Origin of the sequence: Neobacillus niacini (assembly GCF_023715785.1) — a bacterium.
GTDB lineage: Bacteria > Bacillota > Bacilli > Bacillales > Cytobacillaceae > Neobacillus > Neobacillus niacini_E.
On the sequence record NZ_JAMBOX010000001.1, the window covers coordinates 321,951 to 345,093 of the forward strand.

Sequence of the window (23,143 nt, forward strand, 5' to 3'; positions counted from 1 at the left end):
CAAACTACCAATTTAATTGCTGGAATCCAAAAGAAAATATTATTAAGTTAATGAATAAGACCCAAAAGGACAAATTTAAATAACAGTTCGCCGCCGGCCGTGACAGGTTGCATTTTGCAATGCTAAAATACAGGTGAGAATTGGTTATAAGGGATGGTCCTTCTGATGGAGTTAATGACAAAAAACGCTGTTGGTGAAAATGTTATGGAGCAGCAATTTACTCAATATAACGAAAACCTTTTGTACGAGCGAATGAAGCTCGTTTCCTATATGCTCACCTTCACTTACCCCTGTTTTTTCATAGTGGACTTTTTCCTTTTGGCCAAACTGAACAACCCGATTTACAAAACTACCCTTTCTGCAATCCATATCATCGGGCTGGTAATCTCCCTTATCTTTCTGCTGCTTTACCGCCGCAGAAAAGATACCGCCAAAATGCCGATTATTCTCATCTATTTATTTCTGTACTTATTGATAGGCGCCGTCTCTTCGATTAACAGCCAGCTTAATAATGGTAATATCTATGCTTATATTATTATTTTATTAGCCGCTGCAGTGATCTTCCCGGTTCAGGCAAGACATCAAACAGGCCTTATTACAGGAATTCATCTTTTTTTCATTTCAGGTTTGTTTTTTCTTGAAAAAGATCACTTTACGTTCATAATCAAGCTGGTGAATTCAACAGGTGCCGCTGTCATTTCATTGACAATTGCGCTCGCCTTCTATACATTTCGTAAACATAATTTTATCAGCGATTGGAAACTAAAGGAGAATGAAGAGAGTTTTCGCAAATTATTTCACATGAATCCCAATCCATTAATCCTATTCAGCCTTAAAACCGGCAAGATTTTGCTCCTCAATCAGCATGCAATTGAATACTTTTATTTGGAAAATAATGATAGTACAGGGCTAGATGGATGGTTCATGCTGACAGCCCCTGAGGAAAAACAAGCCATATTAAATAAGCTTAAGGAACATCAGAGCGTAAAAAATTATTTGCTTAAACATCAGGTTACTGAGCATAAAACGAGTTGGTATATGATTAATATTGAACTGGTGAATTACTTGGGGGAGAGCTGTGTCCTTATCGGAAGCACGGACATTACGATTTTAAAGGAAGCGGAAGAAGAGCTATATCATCATGCCTCGTTTGATCCCCTTACCGGTGTCCTTAACAGAAGGAGGGGAATGGAAATCCTTGCACAACAACTTATCGACAGAACCTCAGAATTCATCGTCTGTTATATCGATATTAACGATTTAAAGCTGGTAAATGACAATTACGGACATGCTGCTGGGGATGACCTGATCATGACTTGCTGCGAAACGATTAAACGGCATGTTAGTGAAAGAGACGTCCTTTTCCGCCTTGGAGGGGATGAATTTGTTATTGTTTTTCATGAAAAAGAGTTGGCAGACGTAAACGGGGTCTGGAACAGCATTAAAAGTGATTTTAAGGAAATGGTTATGGCCAACCAAAAGCCATACCCGATTTCAGCCAGTCACGGTTTCTATCATTATAAACCAGGAACCGTCATCAGCCCTGAGGAAATCCTGCAACTGGCAGACCAAGAAATGTATAAGGAAAAATTCGAAAAAAAAGTAGATTCAAATTCATATAGTTACGTCAAATAGCCCCCATCGTCAAGGAGGGGGGCTATTCAACGTTTATTCACAATGATCATTTTTGTCTTATCTCTAATGATGTCAATGATTTCTCTTGTCTCATCCAGGTGTTTGACGGTCCCCTGCTTCAATCTACATAGGAAGATACAATCCCTGCTTCACCTATCTGTATCCGGCTTCTCCAGCATTTTGAAAAAACTGCGGGAGAAACTCTTTATGGGCTTCCAGCATGTCATCCAATACGTTTTTGGCAATTTCATCACTTGGTACGAGTGGATTAATGCAAAGCGCCAGAAGCGCTTTTTCGTATGATCCTGTAACTGCAGCCTCTGCTGCAACCCGTTCAAATGACTTGATTTGCTGGACAAGGCCATTTACTTCTACCGGAAGTTCGCCAACAGCAATCGGTACCGGACCATCCTTTGTGACGAAACAGTTCACTTCAACCGCTGATTCAGCCGGAATCCCTGTAATTGCACCATCGTTTCGGACATTTAATGTTTGAATATCACCTTTATCATTATAAATCGATGAAATGAGATTACAGGCCGCATCGCTATAATAGGCACCGCCGCGCTTTTCCAATTGCGGCGGTTTGATGTTTAGGTCAGGGTTTTTATATAGCTCAAATAGTTCCGCCTCAAGCCTTTTTACCACTTCAGCCCTTGTTTTTCCGGTTTTAAACGATTCTAGTTCTTCTTCTAAAATCTCTTTTGTTTTATAGTAATAGCGGTGGTATGGACAAAGCACAACCCCTAATGATTTTTGAAACTCCGGAAGCCATGGAAGCGGGGCAATATTCCGCATCGTAATTTGCTTTTCCGGGTCGGCTAGAATTTCAATTACTTCTTTCGTCTTGTTGTCACCGTCAATATAGATATTTAGTCCATAGACAAGATGGTTCAATCCGGCAAAATCGATCTGAACCCGTTCCGTTTCTACACCCAGCAGCCTGGCAATGGTCATTCGGACATTGACTGGAAGATTACAAACCCCGACAACCTTTTGATGCTTGCCATAGCGCAGCAAGGCCTCGGTAACCATTCCAGCGGGATTGGTAAAGTTAATCAGCCAGGCATCCGGACAAAGCTCTTGCATTTCTTCCGCAATCTCCAAAAGAACCGGAATGGTCCGCAGCCCTTTAAAAAGCCCGCCGGCACCATTGGTTTCTTGGCCAATAATCCCGTGTTGCAGCGGGATTCGTTCATCCTTAATCCGGGCATCCAATTGACCTACACGCATCTGTGTCGTAACAAAATCCGCTCCCTTTAATGCCTGGCGACGATCAAGGGTTAAATGAATGTCCATTGGAACACCAGCTTCTTCTACCATTCTTTTGGCGAGATTTCCGACAATCTCCAATTTCTCATTTCCTTCTTCAATATCCACTAACCAGAGCTCCCGAACAGGCAGTTCATCATACCTCTTAATAAAACCTTCGACTAATTCGGGTGTATAGCTTGAACCACCGCCAATGGTGGTAATTTTAACTGCCTTTTTCATCATGCTTCCTCTCTTTCGAAAAACGTTCAAGAATAAACCTGTCCTGATCTGAAATTTTTCACGAAACTTTTCCAGCCATTAATTGTTTTTTGTTTGTGTATAGTCCATGACAGAGTTTCTCGAGTTGACAATCTTTTGAATACTATCATCGAAGTATTTCGAGACGTAGGCGTAAAAGATGATATCGATTGTTAAAAACTGAGCAAACAATGAACTTGTTGCTGCACTGCGAAATTGCGCTTCCGGTGCATGAACATGGTGTAAAGATACGTCAACACTTTTCGATAGTGAATTGCTGCCAAACCGGGAAAGTCCAATCGTTAGGCAGCCGAATTCTTTTGCAATCCCGGCCATTCGCAATACTTCCGGTGTCTCTCCGCTATTTGAGATGCAAAAGAATATCGAGTTCGGCGGTGAATTGGACAGCATGGCGGCATAAATATGGGCATCCTGATGCACAATGACCGTTTTCCCGAGCCGTGACCATTTTTGCATAATATCATCAGCAGCCAGTGAGGATGCCCCCACACCATATACATACATGACTGTTGCATTCTTGATAGATTCGATTGTTTTTTCGATGATTCCCCCATCTAATTCCTTCGCTGTTTCTTTAATAACCTGCACAGAGTTCGAAACAATTTTTTCCTTTATGGTATGGATGGTCTCATTTGGCTCGATATCATAAAAGCCGCTTATAAAGGAATGGGAAGTTTGCGATGATAATAACACTTTTAGTTCCGAGAAGCCCGACACCTCGATCGAGCGGCAAAGCCGAATCACAGCGGCGCTTGAGGCTTTGGCATTTGCTGCTACCTCATGTACCGACATGCGGACAATATCTCTGGAATTTTCAAGGATATACTGAGCAATTTTTCTTTCTGAGTTTGGCAGCCTCTCCAGAACACTTTCAATTCTGGCTAAAATATTAACAGTCATCAGCATCTCCTCTCATTCTTCACTTCATTATTTTCTTTGCTAAATAGTAGCAGCCCAATGTAGAGGACACTTCATCAAGGATCAATTGAGCTTCCGGCAATGTTTCCATTATTGTATTCAGAAAGGCTTTCTGCACGAATGGAATTTTTGTTAACACGCTGCCTTTGACCGCTATCTTTATCAACTCAGGGAAGGGAAGCTTATGATAAGCAGCCAAGGTGAGGTGTGCTAAATGAATTCCGGCTTCATGAAGAATACTTTGGGAAACCGCATCACCAAAGTGGGCCTGTTCCACAATCAACGGTACGATCGCCGCGATTTCGCCCTTGGAAGATTGATAGACAAACTTCTTAATATCCATTCGCTGATTAAGCCCAAGCTTTGCTAAAATTTCCTTCGTCAAGGAGCTGCAAGGGCGCTGCTGGTCTTCCTCGATTGCGATTTTTTTCAATGCCTCCAGAGCAATCCAAAAACCGCTGCCCTCGTCACCCAGAAGATGCCCCCAGCCTCCGGCCATTTCTACCTGGTCGGCAAATTTGGCGATACTGACTGACCCCGTACCTGAAATGGTTAAAATGCCATCTTCACCTTTAAGCAATGCAGCATGGGCAATGAGGCCATCGTTGACGATGGTAAACGGCAGGCCAAAGCTGCGCTGCAGGGCGTTTTGAAGCGGATGAGTGTTCGACAGACCGCCATAGCCGGCAAGTCCCAAATAAAGATAAGCGCAATCCTCCCGCTTTAATGGCTGCAAACATTGCCCAATCGCATCCACGATATGGGCAATCGCCTGATCTTGATTGACAAGGAGATTGCCAAATCCCGCCATCCCTTGACTCATTACGTGTCCATCCAAATCATAGGCGGCAGCTTCCGTCTTCGTCCCCCCGCCATCCACACCAATAAGGTATTTCAAGATGGATTCCCCCTTCAAAAAATCGCTACCTTACACTAAATTGAAATTTCCCCCAAGGCTGTAAATAATCGAGCAGAAAAATTTCTTCCTCGGCAATCCGGCCAACGACATTTGTCTTTCCCGAGTTCTCCATATCTTTTAGGGCAATTTGCAATTCGCCCTTATATTGGCCGTAAAGCTCATTTTCTATTAGAATATCACCTCGGCGGATCGCTGGTGTATAGGTCGGCTTAAATTCTTCCTGTTTATATTTTACACGCGATTGTGTCGATCTGATAAGGTAATCGGATACATCTCCTCGATAAAAATGAAATTCGTCTAAAACGATTGTTCTCTCAAGTTCGGTAATCGTATCGAAGAGCGCAGCTTTAAACGTAAGCATCTGCGGGTTTATTTCACTTAAGGCCTTGATTTCGGCCTCAGATGCATAGGCATTGGCAATCACGACATCATCGATTAGTCCTGTGGCAAATAAATGTTTTGCTTGCGTTGCAATCGGCAGGTCCCGATGCATTTCGAGCGTGCACAATCCCTCGGTGACAGGCCACGGTCCAAAAGTGGCAGCATGGGAATTAACAAACGCAGACGTTCGTACATTGTGGCGTTTAAATAGTTCCGAGCAAGTGACAAAATGAGCATAGCTTAACCCGGCATAACGGTGCGGGTAGTAATTATGCGAGCCAATCAAGTTTTCCACATTGGGCTGATAGGTCATGATGTTATCCAAATATCTTGTCGCATTGCTCATATTGATTTCAATTTTTAATCCATAGGGGTTATGGGTCATGATTGATTCTTCATTTCCCGTAAACCCCATATCCAAACGGATGCCGTAGGCACCCAATTCGGCAAAGAACGATAAATCATTGTAAGAAATGCCTAAAGCTCCGAAGACACGCGGCGCAATATCGACCATGACCTCCATACCTAATTCATTGGCAAAGGCGATGGTTTCCTTGAACTTCCTCATTATTTCTTCTTGATCGCCATTGATTGATAATAAGCAGGTAAATACCTTTTTAAAACCGTACTTATGGGCTAGGGCAATATAGGCTTTATCCTGTTCGACTGTTGTATGCTCCGGGTAGATTGAAATACCTAATTTCCTCATAATAAAGAAGACCTCCGTTTTACTTCTGTTCAGGCGCTAATTTTTTGATAATCCGAATCATATGCTCAATTAGCTTTTGTTCGCTGATCGCTGTCATTAAGTGGTCTTGGGCATGAATCATCAGCAGTGATTTTTCTGTTGGGTTCCCATTTAATTCATTTTGAATTAATTTTGTTTGCGTTTTATGCGCCTGATTTAATTCCGCTTCTGCCTGCTTAATGAGATCTTCTGCCTTGTCAAAATCAAATTCTTCTGCTGCTGTAAGGGCTTCATATGCCAACCCTCTTGCATTTCCGCCATGTGAAATAATTTCAAATATCTCCATTTCATTAGATTGAATCTCTGTTGTCATTTGTAAACTCTCCTATCCTTTAATATGGTACGGGGGTAATATTTCCTAGAATAACAGCCCGTTCGGCACCTGTCGCACTGGGAACATTGCTTGGTTTTCGATTGATTGTCTCATTTGCCAAAATCGCAAAAGCAATGGCTTCCTTCGCTTCAGACGAATAGCCGAAATCCTCCTGCGTGTAAACTGGGCAAACATCCTTTAATTCTGCCTGCAGCATCTCAATCAGCTTGCCATTATAGCTTCCGCCGCCTCCGACAATGACTTCGTCTATTTCTGTTTTTGGAAAAATAAACGTCTTGTAATTTTCGGCAATTGATTTTGCTGTAAACATTGTTAAGGTCGCCACGAAATCTTCCATTGGGATATTCGGAAATTCCTGGATCAATTGGTGAACGAATGACACACCAAATAGTTCCCTTCCCGTTGATTTTGGCGGCGGTTCAAGCACAAACGGGATACTCATGCATCTGTCCAGCAGCTCCCGATGGACGTGACCACGTTTGGCAATTTCTCCGCCACGATCATAGGGCAGGTCAAAATACTTTTGACAAATCGTATCGATCATCATATTTCCAGGTCCTGTATCAAAGGCGGCGATTTCATCTATACTGGCCTGTTTCGGGATGACCGTCACATTGCCGATTCCGCCAATATTTTGGAGCAGTCTGGACTTTTCCTCACTTCGATAAAGGATGAATTCCGTGAACGGCACTAGCGGGGCCCCTTGTCCACCTGCCGCCATATCCATAGTCCGGAAGTTTGAAACCACCGTAGTCCTTGTTTGATAAGCGATCACTGCTGGCTCCCCAATTTGAAGGGTCGAAGGAACGAATTTTTCCGAATTGCTTGGCTGATGATAAATCGTTTGGCCATGGGACCCGATCGTATCCAGCTTCTCTAAAGGAAACCCGGCCTTTTCACAAACGGCCTTCACCGCTTCTGCAAAAATCTCGCCCAAGCGAAAATTCAACGAACAAATTTGTTGACTATTCGATGTTTCAATCATGAGGGCCTGATGAATTTCCTCTTTTAGCTCATTGGAAAATGGGATGGAAATGAATTCGACTAGTTTAACCTTGGATGCCAAACCACTTTTATCAATACTTACCAATGCCGCATCCACGCCATCTAACGACGTTCCCGACATCAATCCAACAACATATGGCATCTCCCTCACCTCTAACTCTATAAAAATACAATCAAATAACAAATTACCAGACAAACAGCCAATAGTGCCGAAAATAGCATCGCCATTTGTTTCTTGGTTTTAAATTTACCTTCAATCAGCACGATCGCTCCCGTTAATCCGCCGCTAATTCCAAGTGAATTGATTAAATATAAGGCTAATTGTTTGTTAACACCAAAGAATCCAAGGATCGGATTAAAGATAAGATTAAAAACAAGAATAAACCCGAAAAAGAGAAAGGCGCTCTTGTAGCTAAAAAAGTGCAATTTAGGTGTTGGAACTGGAGAAGTATTCATGTTCATCCCTCTTTCTTTCTTTTTTAATAGAGAAAGGAGCCAGGAGCAAATTGTCCTGAACTCCTCTTTACACTTATGCTGCTGATGATGACTGCTCTTCCAATTCTTGTGCTACTAATTTACTATCATACATTTTAAAGAATGGCAGATAGATTAACACGGATAATGAAATATTTACAAGGACAAGAACAATGGCTCTCCAATCGCCTCCGGTTGACAGGTAAGCTCCGATCGGGGCTGGCAATGTCCATGGCACCATAACATAAGTTGGTGTCACCAAACCGACTGATGTGGCAATGTAGGCAACCGTAGTCGTGACTAAAGGTGTAATAACAAACGGGATAATTAATACTGGGTTCAGTACGATTGGCAGCCCGAAAATAACCGGTTCGTTAATGTTAAAAATACTTGGAACAATCGTTGTTCTACCCAATGCTTTGCTGTATTTTGATTTTGCTGTCAGCAGCATCGCAATAACCAAGCCAAGTGTCGCGCCGGAGCCGCCGATCCAGATAAACCATTGGAAGAAGGTTTCCGGAGCGATATGCGGAATCGCCTGTCCTGCTGCCACAGCTGCAGAGTTATTCGCCAAATATACTTCCCACACAGGGCGGGCCACTGCACCAACGACAGAAACACCATGAATACCAAAGGACCAGAAGAAAGTAATTAAGAATACAGGTATAATGACGCCGAAATATGAATCGCCTGCTTTAACAAGTGGTGCAACCGCTTTATCCACAATCGAGTGCAAATCAACCTTAAACACTACAGTTATAAAAGTCATAACAGTTAAAACCAACACGACAGGAATTAACGCTTCAAATGACCGCGCTACCGATGTAGGAACGGAATCCGGCAACTTGATCATGATTTTTTTCCGATTACATAGACGCAATACCTCTACCGAGAAAATCGAAACAAGCATGGCAACGAATAATCCATGTCCGCCCAGGTTGGTCATCGGCAACACAAAACCGACACCTTCCATCGATTTAATGCCAATCGTAAATAGGAAAGAGGCTGTCGATAATAATCCACCAGATAATGGATCAATCTTGTAGCTTGCCGAAAGGCTGTAACCGATTCCAAAAGTGATATATAAGGTCATAATAAACATCGTTAAACGATATGGAATTAATATTTCAGCTATATGCTTCTTTGCCCAGAGCGCTATGGCGGTATCTGCACCAACTGGCGGGAAAGCAATAATTAGAAAGATACTACCGAAGATAATAAACGGCAACGCGGCTACGACACCATCACGGATCGAACGCAAATGTTTTTGCTCAGATAATTTGGCCATTGGCGTAGAAAGATATTTCTCTAAAAATGCCACAAACTTGTCCATGTTGACTTCTCCCTTATTGTTTTTTGTCTCTAGTTAGATCGTTTATTTTTTAAGTTCTTTGACAGCTTTTAATAATGCCGGTCCACCAAGGGGGCTATAGGCTTGAGGTGGAATTAACTGACATGGGACACCCGCTGCATCCGCAGACGCCTTGAATCCGTCAAAACGATGCCTTACTTGCGGCGCCACCATTGCTACATCCCAGCCGTTTTGTACTTCTGCGTCAAATTCTTGAGTTCCAACGGCTAGAACCTCCATCGCGATCCCGTTTTTCTCCGCTTCTTTTTTCAGGGCATTGACTGCAATCGCACTTGACATCCCACCTGAGCAAACAAATAATACTTTCATTTTTCAACCTCTCCTTTTCCTTTTTGTTTGTATTTATTTAAATTGCATTTCTAACAAAACCAGATGCTTCCTCTAATCGTTTCATCGCTTGGTCATAGGATTCATTTGTTAAAATCATGACAATGGCCACTTTCGCTTGACCGTTTGCTTTATTCAAGTAAGCCTCCGCCAGTTCATATTGGCAGCCTGTTGCCTCCATGATAATTCGCTTTGAACGTTCGATAAGCTTTTCATTCGTTGGCTGGAGGTCAACCATCAAATTGCCATACACCTTGCCGATTCCGACCATCGAAGCAGTCGAAAGCATATTGCAGATAAGCTTTTGGGCTGTACCAGCCTTTAATCTCGTTGAACCAGTCAATACCTCTGGCCCAGTGACAACCTCAATCGCAATATCGGCGATTTTGCCTACTGCTGAATTCTTATTGCAGCTAACAGCAATTGTTCCGGCACCGATATGCTTAGCATATTCCAACCCGGATAAAACATACGGCGTCCGGCCGCTGGCAGCAAGGCCCACCAAGATATCTTTGTTGGTAAACTGAATTTCCTGCAAATCACGTTTTCCTAGTTCCCGGTCATCCTCAGCACCTTCGACCGCTTTAATAAAAGCTTGGTCACCGCCGGCAATGAGTCCGATTACTTCTTCAGGAGGGGTATTAAAGGTTGGCGGACATTCGACAGCATCTAGCAATCCAATTCTGCCGCTTGTTCCCGCTCCCATATAGATTAATCTTCCTCCATTTTTGAAAGCAGCAACAATCGTTTCTACAGCCTTTGCAATACTTGGCAGCTCCTGCTTCACCGCGTGAGCAACCTTCATGTCTTCCTTGTTCATCACCTCCAACAAGCTAAGCGCATCCATTTGATCCAGACGCATAGTTTCTTCATTTCGGCATTCTGTTGTTAAATGCTCTAACATTTCTATCATCCTTTTATTTCTCAGTTGTTGTCGATATGTGTTACCGCTTTCTTGAAATCAGTATAACACTGATGAAATTATATTTCAACATATTTATTATTCTATGAAATAAAGTTTCACAAAAAAGCCATTCCTCGCCTCTTATACAGGATGATTAGAATCCCTATCACTTTGAAATTATTGGCCTTGTCATAGGGTTAATTTTTGTTAAATTAGTAATAATTTTTGTTTGTTTACGGGCGCCAAGATCATCGAATAACGTCAAATAGCCCCCCGTCACCTTGACGTGGGGGATATTCGACGTTTGTTTGATGATTATTACTTTTTTCTTGGTTTAATATTATCTCTAATTATTTCAATGATTTCTCTTGTTTCATCCAAATGTTTGACGGTTTCTTCGTATATCTGTGAGGCGACGCACATAAATAAGATGTCAATGACATGAAGCTGGGCGATTCGTGAGGAGGTCGCACCGCTTCTGAAGGTGGGTTCTCTTGTTACGGATGTATAGAGCCTGATATCGGCTTGGTCCGAAACCAATGACGAACCATATTTCGTCAGGCTAATTGTTTGGGCGTCTTTTTTATTGGCAAGCTCAAGTATTTTGGCCACCTCATATGTTTTTCCTGAGAAAGAAATGCCGACCACCACATCCGTTGGTTTGGCATTCGCGACCATGGTAGCGGCAATGTGGAAATCTTGAAACGCCGTTGCCTTCTTAGCAATCCGCAAAAACTTCTGCTGGGCATCCTGCGCAATGATACTGGAAGCGCCCACACCAAAAAAATGAATCATTTCGGCGTTTTGACACGCTATTTTAGCCCGCTCGAGTGCTTCATGGTCCAATAATTCCGCCGTTTCATGTATCGTTTGAATACTATTATTGGTCATCTTTTCAATAATGGATGCGGCCGACTCGTTTGGCTCAATATCGCGGAAGCCAGGCGCCTTACTTTTTTGCAAATCCCCGGCGATGCGAAGCTTCAGGTCCTGAAACCCTTTTAAGCCGAGTGACTTGCAAAGACGGATGACAGCGGCACTGCTGGTTGAACTCCGCTTTCCCAGTTCGCTGGCTGTTAAAGAAATGGCCTCATGCGGGTTTTCCATAATATATTTGGCAATCTTTTTTTCGGATGGAGGAAGGTCACGATGCATTTCTGACAGCATCACAAGCCCTCCGTTCATGTTTGACATGGGCATCAACTCTCTTATTTCGTGTTGTGTTTTTGTTTAGATTGGCTTTTTCATCACATGGACACTGCGGGTAATCTCAAAACCTGTTCTTTTATAAAGGTATCCGACCGAGCTTTTTTGGCCTGTCCACAGGAACCAGGTGCCATGCAGCCCTTCGGAGCGCATATTCTTCAAGCATTCATGCAATAAAATTTATCTCTAAACCTTTTCCTTGTTTATCAGGATCTACACCAAATGGGCCGAATCGGTCGGGAATAGGTGAATTTTCTTGGTCATGTCTATTTTCCCCTTGGTTCATTGAAAATACGAACGAATGATGTTGTGCAATCTCGGCCGCAGCCGGAGTATGTGATCCTTCCTGCCAAAGTGAACCCGATTTGTCAGCAAGATGACATGCAGGCGGGTCTCCGGGTCAAACCAGATGCTCGTTCCAGTAAAGCCTGTATGGCCGTAAGAAGTCTCAGAGAAAAGATCGCCGCAGCTTGAAAAATTTGAACCTTTTAAGATCCAGCCCAAGCCCCTCAATTCCTGGCTGGACGGTGAATAATTCCTTCTGGCGATTTTTAAAGAAGACTCTGATAAAATGCGGTTGCCTCTATAAACACCCTCATTTTCAATCATCGAGGCGTAATTCGCCAAGTCATGAATCGTCGAGAATAAGCCGGCATGGCCGCTGATTCCGCCCATGCTTTCGGTATTCTCATCATGAACAATTCCATGCTTATAGTCATTTAGTTTGGCACTATATTCCGTTGCGGCATAGCGTTCCCGTTCAAACTGGGGGCGAAACCCCGTTTCCTTCATATCCAGCTTGTCAAACAATTCTCTTTTGACATACACTTCAAACTGTTCTTGTGTAACCGCTTCAATTAATTTGTACAGTGTAATGAATCCAAGATCGCTGTAAATGACTTTCTCCCCGATTGCTGCCACAGGCTGCTCCTGGTAAATCCGCTCCAAAATCTGTAGTGTTGTTAAATTCTCGCGAAAGTATTCATAATGGGCGGCAAGTCCTGACGTATGGGTCAATAAATGCTTAATGGTAATTTCCGATTTCCCGTTCTGCGCGAATTCCGGCAGGAAATGGGCAACCTTGTCGTTAAAGTGCCACACCCCAGCTTCCATGAGCTTTAGGACAATCGGCAATGTTGCAACGACCTTTGTTAAGGAAGCCATGTCAAACACTGTATCCAGCTTCATCTGCTCCTTTGCCGGGTTAACGGCCCGAAAGCCGACCGCCTCTTGCAGCAGCGTTTCCCCTTGATGCGAAACATGGATGACCGCTCCGGGAATGTGGTTTTGGTCAATTTCACTTTGAAGAAACTCCAGAACTTGATGTCTCATCAGCATCACTTCCCTGCTTTGCACTAGCGTAAACGTTTCCAGATGCATCGGCAATAACGCCTTTTGTCTTCGTTCCGCCTCCATCAATCCCAAGTACATACATAGTATTCACAACCCCTAAGAAATTTCATTGTTTTTATACCTTTATTATACACCTGTGAAATAATATTTCATTATTTTTCATTATCAATTAAAACATTATGTTGACTAGTCTATTTTATATTTCCTATAATTTAATTGATTCATAGAAGTCAATCGGGTGGGGTCGTCAGTCTGGCCTCCCCTGTTTTTTAATAGCTTTATAAATACGCAATTAGGAGGAAAAAAGCATGCTTGCCAACGAAGTGAAAGAAAAACTACTCGAAATTGTGACAGCCGAAAATTTTGCCGATTCCAAAACAGAACGCCTCGTCTACTCATACGATGCCACGCCAAACTATCAATCCCTGCCGGATGCCGTTGTCAGCCCGAGAAATACAAAAGAGATTTCCGAGATTGTCAAGATTTGCAACGAGTACAAAATACCGATTGTCCCGCGCGGCTCGGGGACCAATCTTTGCGCGGGAACCACCCCGACTAGCGGCGGAATTGTCCTCCTTTTTAAACATATGAACAACATCCTCGAGCTGGATGAGGAAAATTTGACGATCACCGTTCAACCCGGTGTCATTACGCTGGATCTCATCAATGCTGTCGAGGAAAAGGGACTCTTCTATCCTCCTGACCCAAGCTCCATGAAAATTTCCACAATTGGCGGCAACATCAACGAGAACTCCGGGGGCTTGCGCGGGCTCAAATATGGGGTTACCCGTGATTATGTGATTGCCCTTGAAGTCGTCCTGCCAAATGGCGACATCATCCGTACCGGCGGAAAGCTCGCCAAGGATGTCGCCGGATACGATTTGACCAGGCTGATGGTAGGATCGGAAGGGACGCTCGGGATTATCACGGAAGCGACACTGAAGCTGATTCCAATGCCGGAAGCGCGAAAAACAATGCTTGTTCATTATCAAAACCTAGATGCCGCCGCCAAATCGGTGTCGAAAATTATTGCCAATAAAATCATTCCAGCCACCCTGGAATTCCTCGATCAGCCTACGTTGAAGGTGGTCGAGGATTTTGCCCGCATCGGCCTGCCGACAGATGTCGAGGCCGTTCTCCTCATTGAGCAGGACGGCCCTGTCGAGGTAGCTCAACGGGATATTGATAAAATCGCAGAAATTTGCCGCCAGGAACAAGCGGTTTCTGTAAACATCGCGACATCCGAAGCAGAAGCGGATGCGTTACGAACAGCACGGCGCGCGGCCCTTTCAGCAGTCGCCCGGTTAAAGCCGACAACGATTCTAGAGGATGCAACCGTTCCGCGTTCTGAAATTGCCAAAATGGTGATGGCGATTAATGAAATCACCAAGAAATACCAACTGACGATTTGCACCTTCGGACACGCCGGCGATGGCAATCTCCACCCTACCTGCGCCACGGATGCCCGGAATCACGAGGAAATGGAACGAGTCGAACAGGCTTTTGCCGAGATTTTTGAAAAAGCCATCGAATTAGGTGGCACGATAACCGGGGAACACGGGGTCGGCGAGATGAAAGCCCCATACCTGGAATGGAAGCTGAAAAAAGAAGGAATCGCGGCCATGAAGGCGATTAAAACGGCGCTTGATCCCAATAACATCATGAATCCAGGCAAAGTGTTTGCCAAAGAAACAAGAAAACGAGTGGTGGTAGCAAGATGACAACGGTAGAAGAACAAACAAAGATTCAGGAACAATTTAAACGGCGAATGGATGAGGATGAATTATTAAACTGCATGCGCTGCGGCTTCTGCCTGCCATCATGCCCGACCTATATTGAATCAGGCTTCAAGGAGTCCCATTCGCCCCGCGGCAGAATTGCCCTCATGAAGGCCGTCGTGGATGGGGTGATCGAACCCGATGAGGACTTTGAGCGGTCGCTTGAGCTGTGCCTCGGCTGCAGAGCGTGTGAACCGGTTTGCCCATCCGGCGTCCGTTATGGGCATTTACTCGAAGAAGCGCGGGACATTATCAATCAAAATAAGAAACATTCTTTGCCGGCTAGGATCGTCCGAAAAACCGTGTTTCACGGGTTATTCCCGCACCAGAACCGGATGCGTGGCGCAGTTGGCCTGCTCGGATTTTACCAGCGTTCCGGTCTGCAAGCCGCGGCAAGAAAGGTTGGCTTTTTAGGCCTATTGCCGGACACGCTTGTTACTATGGAAAAAGTCCTGCCAAAAGTGCCGACCATGAAGGAAATGAAACATCGCCCGAACCATTTGCCGGCGATTGGCCAGCAGGTACATCGGGTCGCGTTTTTCAGCGGCTGTTTAATGGACACGATGTTTTTGAAGACAAATGATGCGACCACGAAGCTTCTGCAGCTAGCAGGCTGCGAAATTGTCGTGCCGCCAAGCCAAACCTGCTGCGGCGCCCTGCATGGTCACAGCGGCGAGAAGGCGTCTGCCAAGGAACTCGCCAAACGAAATATTGCGGCGTTCGAGGACCTGCAAGCCGACTTTATCATTACCAATGCCGGGGGCTGCGGTGCATTTTTAATCGAGTATGATCACTTGCTCAAGGACGACCCCGAATGGAGCGAACGGGCCAAGGCCTTCACGGATAAAATAAAGGATATTTCCGAAATATTAGTCGCGGTCGGGTTTCATGAAAAGGTGAAATTGGCATTACCGCAACAGGTCATTGCCTATCAGGATTCCTGCCACCTGCGGAATGTCATGAAAACCGCGGCCGCTCCAAGAATCCTGCTTCAATCGATTCAAGATGCGGTATACAAAGAAATGAAGGACGCCGACCGCTGCTGCGGCTCTGCGGGCATCTATAACATCATTGAATCGGAATCGTCGATGGTCATGCTTGATTATAAAATGACTCAGGCCAAGGCTACCCAGGCCACCACTATCGTCACCACAAATCCGGGCTGCCTGCTGCAAATGCAACTCGGAATCGAAAAAGAAGGATTGAGCTCAAAAATGAGAGGGGTCCATATTGTGGACTTATTAATAGAAGCAGTGAAACATGGAGAGCGTCTTTAAGGGGGGATCCTACAGCTCTCTTAAATATGAAAAAAGTGGTTAGACATAACCTGATACTTTACTATATACTCATCCAATTTTTTACTGAGGGCCACTGTTTTTTTGCTGGTTAGCCCTTCCTGCAAGCCGACATGGATCATTTCTTTTTTTAGTCTATTAATAATGGTTAATAGTTCCAGATGATTTTCATTATGGATTTGTAGCATGGGTGGAATTTGCTCCTTTAGTAGTATACTTTTACTAATTTAACAAAGTTTAGGAGATAAAGTCAGTGATTTTTACCACAATCTACTTTTAAATTTTAGTAAAATAAATTCTAACCAAAGGGCAGAGAAGCCGCGTCCTCTGCCCTTTAAATATCTCCCCGATTATCTCATGTTTCCACACTTCACACTGCATAAAAACTTTAGCCGAATGCGGTCTGACCCCATTGTGACACCACTGTGACTTTAATCATATGAAATGAAAATTTTCAGATATATCATGATTCTATGAAACGATCAAACAAGAAGTGGTTTTATCGATTTTCCAACCAAAAAGCTAGAGATTTTAACAGAGATTGAGCATCTGAGGAAGGGAATGATTCTCTTGGGCATGAATAAAGGACGATCTGCGAAAGAGACGATCCTGGAAAGCCAAAAGTTGGACCAAGCCTTAAACGAATTGGCCCGTGAAGGGAAAACAGCTAGCATAGACTTTAATAAAATGAATTCAACTATATATAAAGAAGCGTTATTATTAGTGACCAATCTCAATGGAGAGATTATTTACCTAAATGAAAAATGCAGTGTTTCTCTTGGATACGAGATCCATGAATTGGTTGGTCGGCATACACGGATATTTAAAACTGGACTCCATTCCAAAGATTTTTATCGAGACCTGTGGGAGACCCTTCTCTCGGGGGAAAATTGGCAGGGGGAAATTACCGCAAAAAAGAAAGACGGTTCGACCATTTGGAATTTTATGGTCATTTCACCTTTACTGAATGAACATAACAAACCATATCAATTCTTAACCATTCGTTTTGATATAACCGATAAGAAAAATTTGGAAAGGAACATTCTCCTAAAGGAGCGGCAATTACATTCCTTATTAGAAACTTTGACCCAAACCGATGTAGGCACGATTGACCAGGATGGGGGAATTTTATATTTAAGTTCGGCACTCGAAGACATCTTGGATTATAAAATCTCCGAGGGGCTGGGACTCAGCCTGTACGACTATATTGAACCTGCTTCACTGCCTGAATTTAAACAGTCGATTGAAGAACTGAAAAAAACACCAGGGAAAACAACTTCTATTGAAGTAAGGCTGCAAACGAAAAATGGTTCTGTCCTTTCATGTGAATTCACAGCAAAGAACTACTTACAAGACCCAGTCCTTCAGGCGATTGTGTTTAATTATCGGGACATAACAAGACAAAAACAGTTTGAGCAAGAACTTCAAAAAATGGCTTATTGCGATTTATTAACAGGGGTATGGAACGATCGGCATTTTGAGGAGACCTTAAACACGGAGTTGAACTTTGCCACGAACTTGGCCATTATCGTGGCAGATCTCGATGACTTAAAACATATCAATAGTACGTTTGGACGCACAGTCGGGGACCAATTGCTGAAGGATGCCGCCATTAGAATCAGCGACGCATTAAAAAATGGTAGCCTTCATCGACTAAATGGAGACCGATTTATTTTTGCCATGAAGGACCTTGCAGATGAAAACGAACTGGCCAACTCCTTGCATACCCTAGTTTCTGCCGTAAACAATCAACCATTCACCATAAATGGAACCGAAATTGATCTTAGCGTCAGTATCGGAGCGAGCGTGTTTCCTGATTCGGGGGAGAGCAAAGAGGATTTAATAAAAAACGCGGAAATGGCCATGTACCATGCCAAGAAAAATGGGAAAAACCAATATCAAATTTATTCTCCTGCAATGAACGCTAACCAATATAGGGATTATATTTTACGAAATGATTCGAAAAAAGCGTTAGCAAGAAATGAATTCCTTGTCCACTTGCAGCCGCGTATGGATGTGAAGACCGAAAAGATGGTATCGGCCGAAGCGTTAATCCGCTGGAACCATCCAAAATGGGGATTGATCCCGCCGGTTGAATTTATTCCAATAGCGGAGGAATCCGGATTTATTATCCAAATTGGTGAATGGATGCTTCGAAAAATTTGTGATGATTTAAAAAAATGGGAACAAGAAAAATTACCGATAAAAAAGATATCGATCAATTTCTCCACCTTGCTGCTGCACCAGCCAAATTTTGTTGCAACGGTTTGTGACATCTTGAATGAAACAGGAGTTGACCCCTATTATCTTGAATTTGAAATTACCGAGTCGGTATTGATTGAAAAGGAAGACCAGGTATTAAACACATTAACGGAGATTAGAAATTTAGGCATATCTATTGCGCTGGATGATTTTGGTACAGGCTATTCTTCCCTCAATTACTTAAGGAAGATCCCGGCCGATACCATCAAAATAGATAAAAGCTTAATTGACCACATTAACCATGACAGGGTGAATTTTGAAATTATTTCTTCCCTGATTTCCCTCTGCCATAAGCTAAACAAAGCAGTTGTAGCTGAGGGAGTGGAAACCAAAGAGCAATTGCACTTGTTACAAGAATTGCAATGTGATGAAATCCAAGGCTATTTTTACAGCCGTCCCGTTGCTGAAAAAGAATACATCGAATTTTTAAAGCAGGATAATGGAGCCACCGCCCCAGTAAGATATTTACGGATTATAAAAGGGAACCAACAGGATGTCCCGCCAAGCTAAAGGGGGGGGTCTGCCCCCCACTTACCCTTCTCTAATAAATGACAAATATCCCATCAGAACCGTCCCCATGGTCCACACCAACAAAACTTGACACTACAAAATTAAACCAAACAAAACTCAACAAAACTTAACGATTTGTGACAATTGTCCTAAAACCATTGCAATCATATAGGTATATTTTTTATATTGGATATAATGGTAAATCCAAGAAAATTCTACCCATTTTTTACAAAGGACGTGATGTTAACTTATGCTAGTGAACCTTAAGAAAACTAGATTAATAAGCCTACTTTTCTTTTTCCTCATCGTAGGCCTCTTAACCGGCCAAATCGCTTCTGCTGAAGGGGATGGCACTGGCGGCGGAAAGAGTGAACCGTTGTCCCTGGTTTCCTCCTCCATTCAAAATGGTGCCACTGGGGTACCGCTAAAACCGGAAATCAAGCTGACCTTCAGCAAAAACATTGTCAACATGACCGTGAGCGACAATAACAGGAAATGCTTCTCGTTGCTTAGCGAGACCGGGGCCGCCACTCCAATCAAAGTCATCTTTGTCGACGATCAAATTAATCCTGAAGGCAGGGACGATGCAGTCATTGTTCCAAATGACAACCTCTCACCAGGGACTACCTATACGCTGGTGATTAGTTCAGCCCTTAAATCAAAAAGTGGGGCTACAACCGGCAAAGAAACGAAAATAACCTTTACAACAGAAGGTTCAAAACCAGCAGCGGCCAACACCACTCCGGCATCACCAGCTCAAACGCCAGCCACACCTGCACCGGACAGCAGCAAAGCAACCCCGGGTACAACCAGCACAACCGGTTCAGTACCGGCCAACAATACTGCGAAAACGGCAAGTCCTGATGGGCAACAACAACAAGAACAACAGCAATCGACCGAGACCCAAGCTGCCACAGACACCGCTGCCGTCGAAACCCAGCCAGTTTCCGCAGACATGGAAGAAAAAGAACCGGCTAATGAGGAAAAGGCAGAAAAACATGAGCCCTATACAGCAGCGAAATCCTCTGCCTCCACAGCCGAAAAGCAACAAAGCGATGGAACAAACTCTCTATGGCTGATGACGGGGATTGTCCTGCTGATCGTGATTTCCGCCGGAACCATTTACTTTTATAGAAAAAAGAAACTAGCAAAATAGGAAACATCTCTCTTTGATGGAAGCAGGTGGACTCAATCAAAAAGTCAATAATCTTCATTAGTTTACTGCTGGCGCCGCTCGCAGCCATTTTCATCTCCCTGCTGTTGGGTCGCTATCCATTGGCACCGACAACCGTGATGGCTGTCATCTTGAATCACCTCGGCATAACCAGCTTTGGCACGCCGGATACGGCTGCATCCATCGTCATGAACATCCGGCTGCCCCGTTCCATTTTGGGAGCCCTCGTTGGCGCAAGTCTTGCCGTCAGCGGCGCGGCGTTTCAAGGTGTGTTTAGAAATCCGCTGGTCAGCTCAAGCATCCTCGGCGTCAGTCCCGGGGCCGGCTTTGGCGCGGCACTAGCCATCCTGATTTTCACTAATAATAGTCTGATGATTTACGTGTTCGCCTTCGGATTCGGTATCTTGACCGTCCTATTAAGCTATTTGATTGGCAGAAGCTACAACACCACGCCGGCCATCATGCTAGTCCTCGGCGGGACGATTGTCTCCTCCGTTTTTTCGTCGCTCATCTCGCTGGTGAAATATTTGGCCGACCCTACCGACCAATTACCGAAAATCACGTTCTGGTTGATGGGCAGCCTGGCGTCTGCCAGTTACCGCGATATTATGATTGCCGGCGTGCCGATGATGCTTGGAATCGGCGGACTTATTGCAATACGCTGGCGCATCAATATTTTATCGATGGGCGATAAAGAAGCCCGGGCCCTAGGCGTGAACCTTGGACTGCTGAAAGGGATTCTGATTACCTGTGCCACTCTGGCAACAGCCGGGGCCGTTTGTGTCAGCGGCACTATTGGCTGGGTTGGATTAATCATCCCCCACATTGCCAGGATGCTTATCGGCAATGACAACCGGCTACTTATCCCGGTCAGCCTGTCGCTGGGGGCCTGTTACTTGATGCTTGTCGACAATGTATCAAGAATCCTTACCGGTTCGGAAATCCCGTTGGGAATCCTGACCGCCATTATCGGTGCTCCATTTTTTGTCTATTTATTAAAAAGAAAAGCTGGGGGCTGGGCGTAGTGCGGTACTCAAAAATAGTGCCCAGCTAATGGAAGGAAGGTGGAGGGCCGAACCATGTCACTCCTAAAAATTGAAAACGCAAGCTTTCAATATGGAAAGAGCACAATTTTTCAAAATATCAGCTTTGAACTGGGGAGCGGCAGCATTTTTTGCCTGTTTGGTCCCAATGGCTGCGGCAAATCCACGTTAATCGAATGTATTTTGGGTTACTTAAAGCTGTCGGGCGGCAGCATTCTATTAAACAACCAATCCATCAGTTCCTATCGGCCGGCGGAATTAGCCAAATCGATCAGCTATGTTCCGCAAAGCCATGCCAAGAACTTTCCCTATACGGTAAAGGATATTGTGTTAATGGGCAGGGCGGCCTATACCGGGACGTTTTCAGCACCGTCCGCAGAAGACATCGCTATCGCCGAGTCTGCGCTTGAGTCAATGGGATTAACGGCCATCAAGGACAAGCCGTATACCCAATTAAGCGGCGGCCAGACCCAGTTGGTTATGCTGGCCCGGGCATTGACCCAAGAAACCCCGATTATTCTGATGGATGAACCGACCGCCCATTTGGATTTCCGCCATGAACTGATTATTTTGGAGACCATCGTGAAGCTAATTAAGGAAAATAATATATCTGTCGTGATGGCGACTCATTTTCCAAACCATGCCTTTTATTTCGAGAACAGCGGCATCCACACACAGGTGGCGCTGATGAACAATCAGGCATTGGAAGCGATTGGCTCTCCAGTCGAAGTTTTAACTGAAGCTAACATGCTAAAGACGTTTAAAATTCACGCCAAATTAATGACTGCCCAAACCGCTGGCGAAAAACTGGTCAGAGGGCTCATCCCAATCGAAGTATCTTCCTAGGAGGTGATTTTAAAAGTATGAAATGGAAAAAGTATCTTTTCCCTGTTGTTCTTTTATGTTTGGCCATTTTATTAACCGCTTGTTCGGGTGCTGGCACCGCAGCGACCACCGAGCAGAAAGATGGCAACCAGACGATAACGGTCATTGATTATCTTGGCCGGGAGGTGACAATCCCCAAACAGGTAAATCGGATTGCAACGCTTTATGCTTACACGGGGCATGTGGTCACAATGTTGGGTGAAGGCGAGAAAATAGTGGCGGTCAATAGCGGCTTGCAGCGAGACAATTTATTGGTTGAAATGAACCCAGCTATCGAAAAAGCAGCCGTCCCTACCCGCAATGGGAAGCTTAATATCGAGGAACTGGCCGCCAGCAATCCGGACCTAATCTTCATTCAAAAGTCAACCGCAAGGGATCAGGGTGAAACAAGAAAGCTGGACGAGTTGAAGATTCCTTACCTCGCGGTCGACTTCAACAGCATTAAGGAGCAGCAACAATCAATTGAAATGATTGGGAAAGCGATTGGCCAAGCGAAAAAGGCTAAGCAATACAATGAATTTTATAACAAAGTGATTGCCGAGGTGTCGGAAAAAGTGAAGGACATCCCTGAAAAAGACAGGGTCAGAGTCTACCACTCCGTCAACGAAGCCACGAGAACGGATATTGCAGACTCGTTGTCGGCCGAATGGATCAAAACGACGGGAGCTATAAACGTTTCCACGGGCGAAAACCTAAAGCTGATTGAGAACAAATCCTTTGCCAGTTTGGAGCAAATTCTGCTTTGGGAACCGGATGTCATCATCGTGAACGAAGCCGGGGTTGATGACTATATCCTAAACAGCCCCCAATGGCAGACCTTAAAGTCTGTAAAAAATAAACAAGTGTACTTATTGCCAAATGGCGTTTCCCGCTGGGGACATCCGGGCGCATTGGAAACGCCGCTGGCAATTCTCTGGACAGCAAAAACGCTGTATCCGGATAGATTTAAAGAGATAAATTTGGAGGAGGTCACCACAAAATTTTATCAGGATTTTTTTAACTTTAAACTAACACCTGAGATAACCGAAAAAATTTTATCAGGAAAAGGCATGCGTATTCCTAAAGGGAATGAGTGAGAATGGAGGAG

Annotated in this window: 21 protein-coding genes; 8 read left to right on the forward strand and 13 right to left on the reverse strand. The window is 44.3% G+C overall.

What is annotated here, in order from left to right; translation table 11 throughout:
* Positions 1-165 precede the first annotated feature (165 nt).
* Positions 166-1,635: a sensor domain-containing diguanylate cyclase gene (locus tag M3234_RS01620; protein WP_262303003.1), complete on the forward strand. Its 1,470-nt coding sequence runs from the start codon at positions 166-168 to the stop codon at positions 1,633-1,635.
* Between the two features lie 153 nt (positions 1,636-1,788).
* Here M3234_RS01620 and M3234_RS01625 read toward each other — a convergent pair whose 3' ends face one another.
* The 12 genes from M3234_RS01625 to M3234_RS01680 all read right to left on the reverse strand — a co-directional run bounded on the left by M3234_RS01625 (position 1,789) and on the right by M3234_RS01680 (position 13,187).
* A complete protein-coding gene (locus M3234_RS01625) occupies positions 1,789-3,132 on the reverse strand; it encodes a 6-phospho-beta-glucosidase (protein ID WP_285858186.1) in 1,344 nt (447 codons plus the stop codon).
* A gap of 75 nt (positions 3,133-3,207) precedes the next feature.
* Positions 3,208-4,071: a MurR/RpiR family transcriptional regulator gene (locus tag M3234_RS01630; RefSeq protein WP_262303551.1), complete on the reverse strand. Its 864-nt coding sequence runs from the start codon at positions 4,069-4,071 to the stop codon at positions 3,208-3,210.
* A gap of 16 nt (positions 4,072-4,087) precedes the next feature.
* The gene (locus M3234_RS01635) at positions 4,088-4,984 is read right to left on the reverse strand and encodes an N-acetylglucosamine kinase (RefSeq protein ID WP_262303004.1); all 897 of its coding nucleotides are present in this window, start codon (positions 4,982-4,984) and stop codon (positions 4,088-4,090) included.
* Between the two features lie 25 nt (positions 4,985-5,009).
* A complete protein-coding gene (locus tag M3234_RS01640; protein WP_262303005.1) occupies positions 5,010-6,095 on the reverse strand; it encodes a DUF871 domain-containing protein in 1,086 nt (361 codons plus the stop codon).
* 19 nt (positions 6,096-6,114) lie between these two features.
* Positions 6,115-6,447: a PTS lactose/cellobiose transporter subunit IIA gene (locus M3234_RS01645; RefSeq protein ID WP_262303006.1), complete on the reverse strand. Its 333-nt coding sequence runs from the start codon at positions 6,445-6,447 to the stop codon at positions 6,115-6,117.
* Between the two features lie 19 nt (positions 6,448-6,466).
* Entirely contained in the window at positions 6,467-7,615 is a 1,149-nt protein-coding gene (gene anmK, locus M3234_RS01650; RefSeq protein WP_262303007.1) for an anhydro-N-acetylmuramic acid kinase AnmK, read from the reverse strand.
* 17 nt (positions 7,616-7,632) lie between these two features.
* Entirely contained in the window at positions 7,633-7,929 is a 297-nt protein-coding gene (locus tag M3234_RS01655; protein WP_262303008.1) for a hypothetical protein, read from the reverse strand.
* A 73-nt stretch (positions 7,930-8,002) separates the two neighbouring features.
* Positions 8,003-9,280 carry a PTS sugar transporter subunit IIC gene (locus M3234_RS01660; RefSeq protein ID WP_262303009.1) on the reverse strand — a complete coding sequence of 426 codons (1,278 nt, stop codon included), beginning with the start codon at positions 9,278-9,280 and terminating at the stop codon, positions 8,003-8,005.
* Positions 9,281-9,322: 42 nt separating this feature from the next.
* Positions 9,323-9,628: a PTS sugar transporter subunit IIB gene (locus M3234_RS01665; protein WP_262303010.1), complete on the reverse strand. Its 306-nt coding sequence runs from the start codon at positions 9,626-9,628 to the stop codon at positions 9,323-9,325.
* Between the two features lie 37 nt (positions 9,629-9,665).
* Positions 9,666-10,559, reverse strand: coding sequence for an N-acetylmuramic acid 6-phosphate etherase (gene murQ / locus M3234_RS01670; RefSeq protein WP_285858187.1), 894 nt, complete (start codon positions 10,557-10,559; stop codon positions 9,666-9,668).
* Positions 10,560-10,868: 309 nt separating this feature from the next.
* Positions 10,869-11,744, reverse strand: coding sequence for a MurR/RpiR family transcriptional regulator (locus M3234_RS01675; RefSeq protein WP_262303012.1), 876 nt, complete (start codon positions 11,742-11,744; stop codon positions 10,869-10,871).
* A gap of 294 nt (positions 11,745-12,038) precedes the next feature.
* Positions 12,039-13,187 (reverse strand): serine hydrolase domain-containing protein, encoded by a 1,149-nt coding sequence (locus M3234_RS01680; protein ID WP_262303013.1) that lies wholly within the window; start codon positions 13,185-13,187, stop codon positions 12,039-12,041.
* A 230-nt stretch (positions 13,188-13,417) separates the two neighbouring features.
* Here M3234_RS01680 and glcD point away from each other — a divergent pair, with 230 nt between their 5' ends.
* Together glcD and M3234_RS01690 are read left to right on the forward strand one after the other, a co-directional pair.
* On the forward strand, positions 13,418-14,830 hold the full coding sequence (glcD, locus tag M3234_RS01685; RefSeq protein ID WP_262303014.1) for a glycolate oxidase subunit GlcD: 1,413 nt from the start codon (positions 13,418-13,420) through the stop codon (positions 14,828-14,830).
* Positions 14,827-16,164, forward strand: coding sequence for a (Fe-S)-binding protein (locus M3234_RS01690; RefSeq protein ID WP_262303015.1), 1,338 nt, complete (start codon positions 14,827-14,829; stop codon positions 16,162-16,164). The genes glcD and M3234_RS01690 overlap by 4 nt, the downstream gene beginning before the upstream one ends.
* Positions 16,165-16,184: 20 nt before the next feature.
* Here M3234_RS01690 and M3234_RS01695 read toward each other — a convergent pair whose 3' ends face one another.
* Positions 16,185-16,370, reverse strand: coding sequence for an aspartyl-phosphate phosphatase Spo0E family protein (locus M3234_RS01695; protein ID WP_262303016.1), 186 nt, complete (start codon positions 16,368-16,370; stop codon positions 16,185-16,187).
* Positions 16,371-16,722: 352 nt separating this feature from the next.
* Between M3234_RS01695 and M3234_RS29495 the strand changes: the two genes are divergently transcribed.
* From M3234_RS29495 to M3234_RS01720, 5 genes are all read left to right on the forward strand, one after another.
* The gene (locus M3234_RS29495; protein ID WP_311315624.1) at positions 16,723-18,954 is read left to right on the forward strand and encodes an EAL domain-containing protein; all 2,232 of its coding nucleotides are present in this window, start codon (positions 16,723-16,725) and stop codon (positions 18,952-18,954) included.
* Positions 18,955-19,204: 250 nt separating this feature from the next.
* Positions 19,205-20,110, forward strand: a complete 906-nt coding sequence (locus M3234_RS01705) for an Ig-like domain-containing domain (RefSeq protein WP_262303017.1) — start codon at positions 19,205-19,207, stop codon at positions 20,108-20,110.
* 26 nt (positions 20,111-20,136) lie between these two features.
* Complete coding sequence (locus tag M3234_RS01710) at positions 20,137-21,153, forward strand: FecCD family ABC transporter permease (RefSeq protein ID WP_262303018.1); 1,017 nt, start codon at positions 20,137-20,139, stop codon at positions 21,151-21,153.
* A gap of 54 nt (positions 21,154-21,207) precedes the next feature.
* Entirely contained in the window at positions 21,208-22,017 is an 810-nt protein-coding gene (locus tag M3234_RS01715; protein WP_262303019.1) for an ABC transporter ATP-binding protein, read from the forward strand.
* A gap of 17 nt (positions 22,018-22,034) precedes the next feature.
* Entirely contained in the window at positions 22,035-23,132 is a 1,098-nt protein-coding gene (locus M3234_RS01720) for an ABC transporter substrate-binding protein (RefSeq protein ID WP_262303020.1), read from the forward strand.
* Positions 23,133-23,143 lie beyond the last annotated feature (11 nt).

Bases quoted from the DNA above. Each gene is read 5' to 3' on its own strand.
- M3234_RS01705 (WP_262303017.1), top strand. From the start codon at position 19,205: ATGCTAGTGAACCTTAAGAAAACTAGATTAATAAGCCTACTTTTCTTT.
- M3234_RS01715 (WP_262303019.1), top strand. From the start codon at position 21,208: ATGTCACTCCTAAAAATTGAAAACGCAAGCTTTCAATATGGAAAGAGC.
- M3234_RS01645 (WP_262303006.1), bottom strand. From the start codon at position 6,447: ATGACAACAGAGATTCAATCTAATGAAATGGAGATATTTGAAATTATT.
- M3234_RS01660 (WP_262303009.1), bottom strand. From the start codon at position 9,280: ATGGACAAGTTTGTGGCATTTTTAGAGAAATATCTTTCTACGCCAATG.
- M3234_RS01695 (WP_262303016.1), bottom strand. From the start codon at position 16,370: ATGCTACAAATCCATAATGAAAATCATCTGGAACTATTAACCATTATT.
- M3234_RS01680 (WP_262303013.1), bottom strand. From the start codon at position 13,187: ATGTACTTGGGATTGATGGAGGCGGAACGAAGACAAAAGGCGTTATTG.
- M3234_RS01655 (WP_262303008.1), bottom strand. From the start codon at position 7,929: ATGAATACTTCTCCAGTTCCAACACCTAAATTGCACTTTTTTAGCTAC.
- anmK (WP_262303007.1), bottom strand. From the start codon at position 7,615: ATGCCATATGTTGTTGGATTGATGTCGGGAACGTCGTTAGATGGCGTG.
- M3234_RS01720 (WP_262303020.1), top strand. From the start codon at position 22,035: ATGAAATGGAAAAAGTATCTTTTCCCTGTTGTTCTTTTATGTTTGGCC.
- M3234_RS01690 (WP_262303015.1), top strand. From the start codon at position 14,827: ATGACAACGGTAGAAGAACAAACAAAGATTCAGGAACAATTTAAACGG.
- glcD (WP_262303014.1), top strand. From the start codon at position 13,418: ATGCTTGCCAACGAAGTGAAAGAAAAACTACTCGAAATTGTGACAGCC.
- M3234_RS01620 (WP_262303003.1), top strand. From the start codon at position 166: ATGGAGTTAATGACAAAAAACGCTGTTGGTGAAAATGTTATGGAGCAG.
- M3234_RS01625 (WP_285858186.1), bottom strand. From the start codon at position 3,132: ATGATGAAAAAGGCAGTTAAAATTACCACCATTGGCGGTGGTTCAAGC.
- M3234_RS01675 (WP_262303012.1), bottom strand. From the start codon at position 11,744: ATGTCAAACATGAACGGAGGGCTTGTGATGCTGTCAGAAATGCATCGT.
- murQ (WP_285858187.1), bottom strand. From the start codon at position 10,559: ATGATAGAAATGTTAGAGCATTTAACAACAGAATGCCGAAATGAAGAA.
- M3234_RS01665 (WP_262303010.1), bottom strand. From the start codon at position 9,628: ATGAAAGTATTATTTGTTTGCTCAGGTGGGATGTCAAGTGCGATTGCA.
- M3234_RS01640 (WP_262303005.1), bottom strand. From the start codon at position 6,095: ATGAGGAAATTAGGTATTTCAATCTACCCGGAGCATACAACAGTCGAA.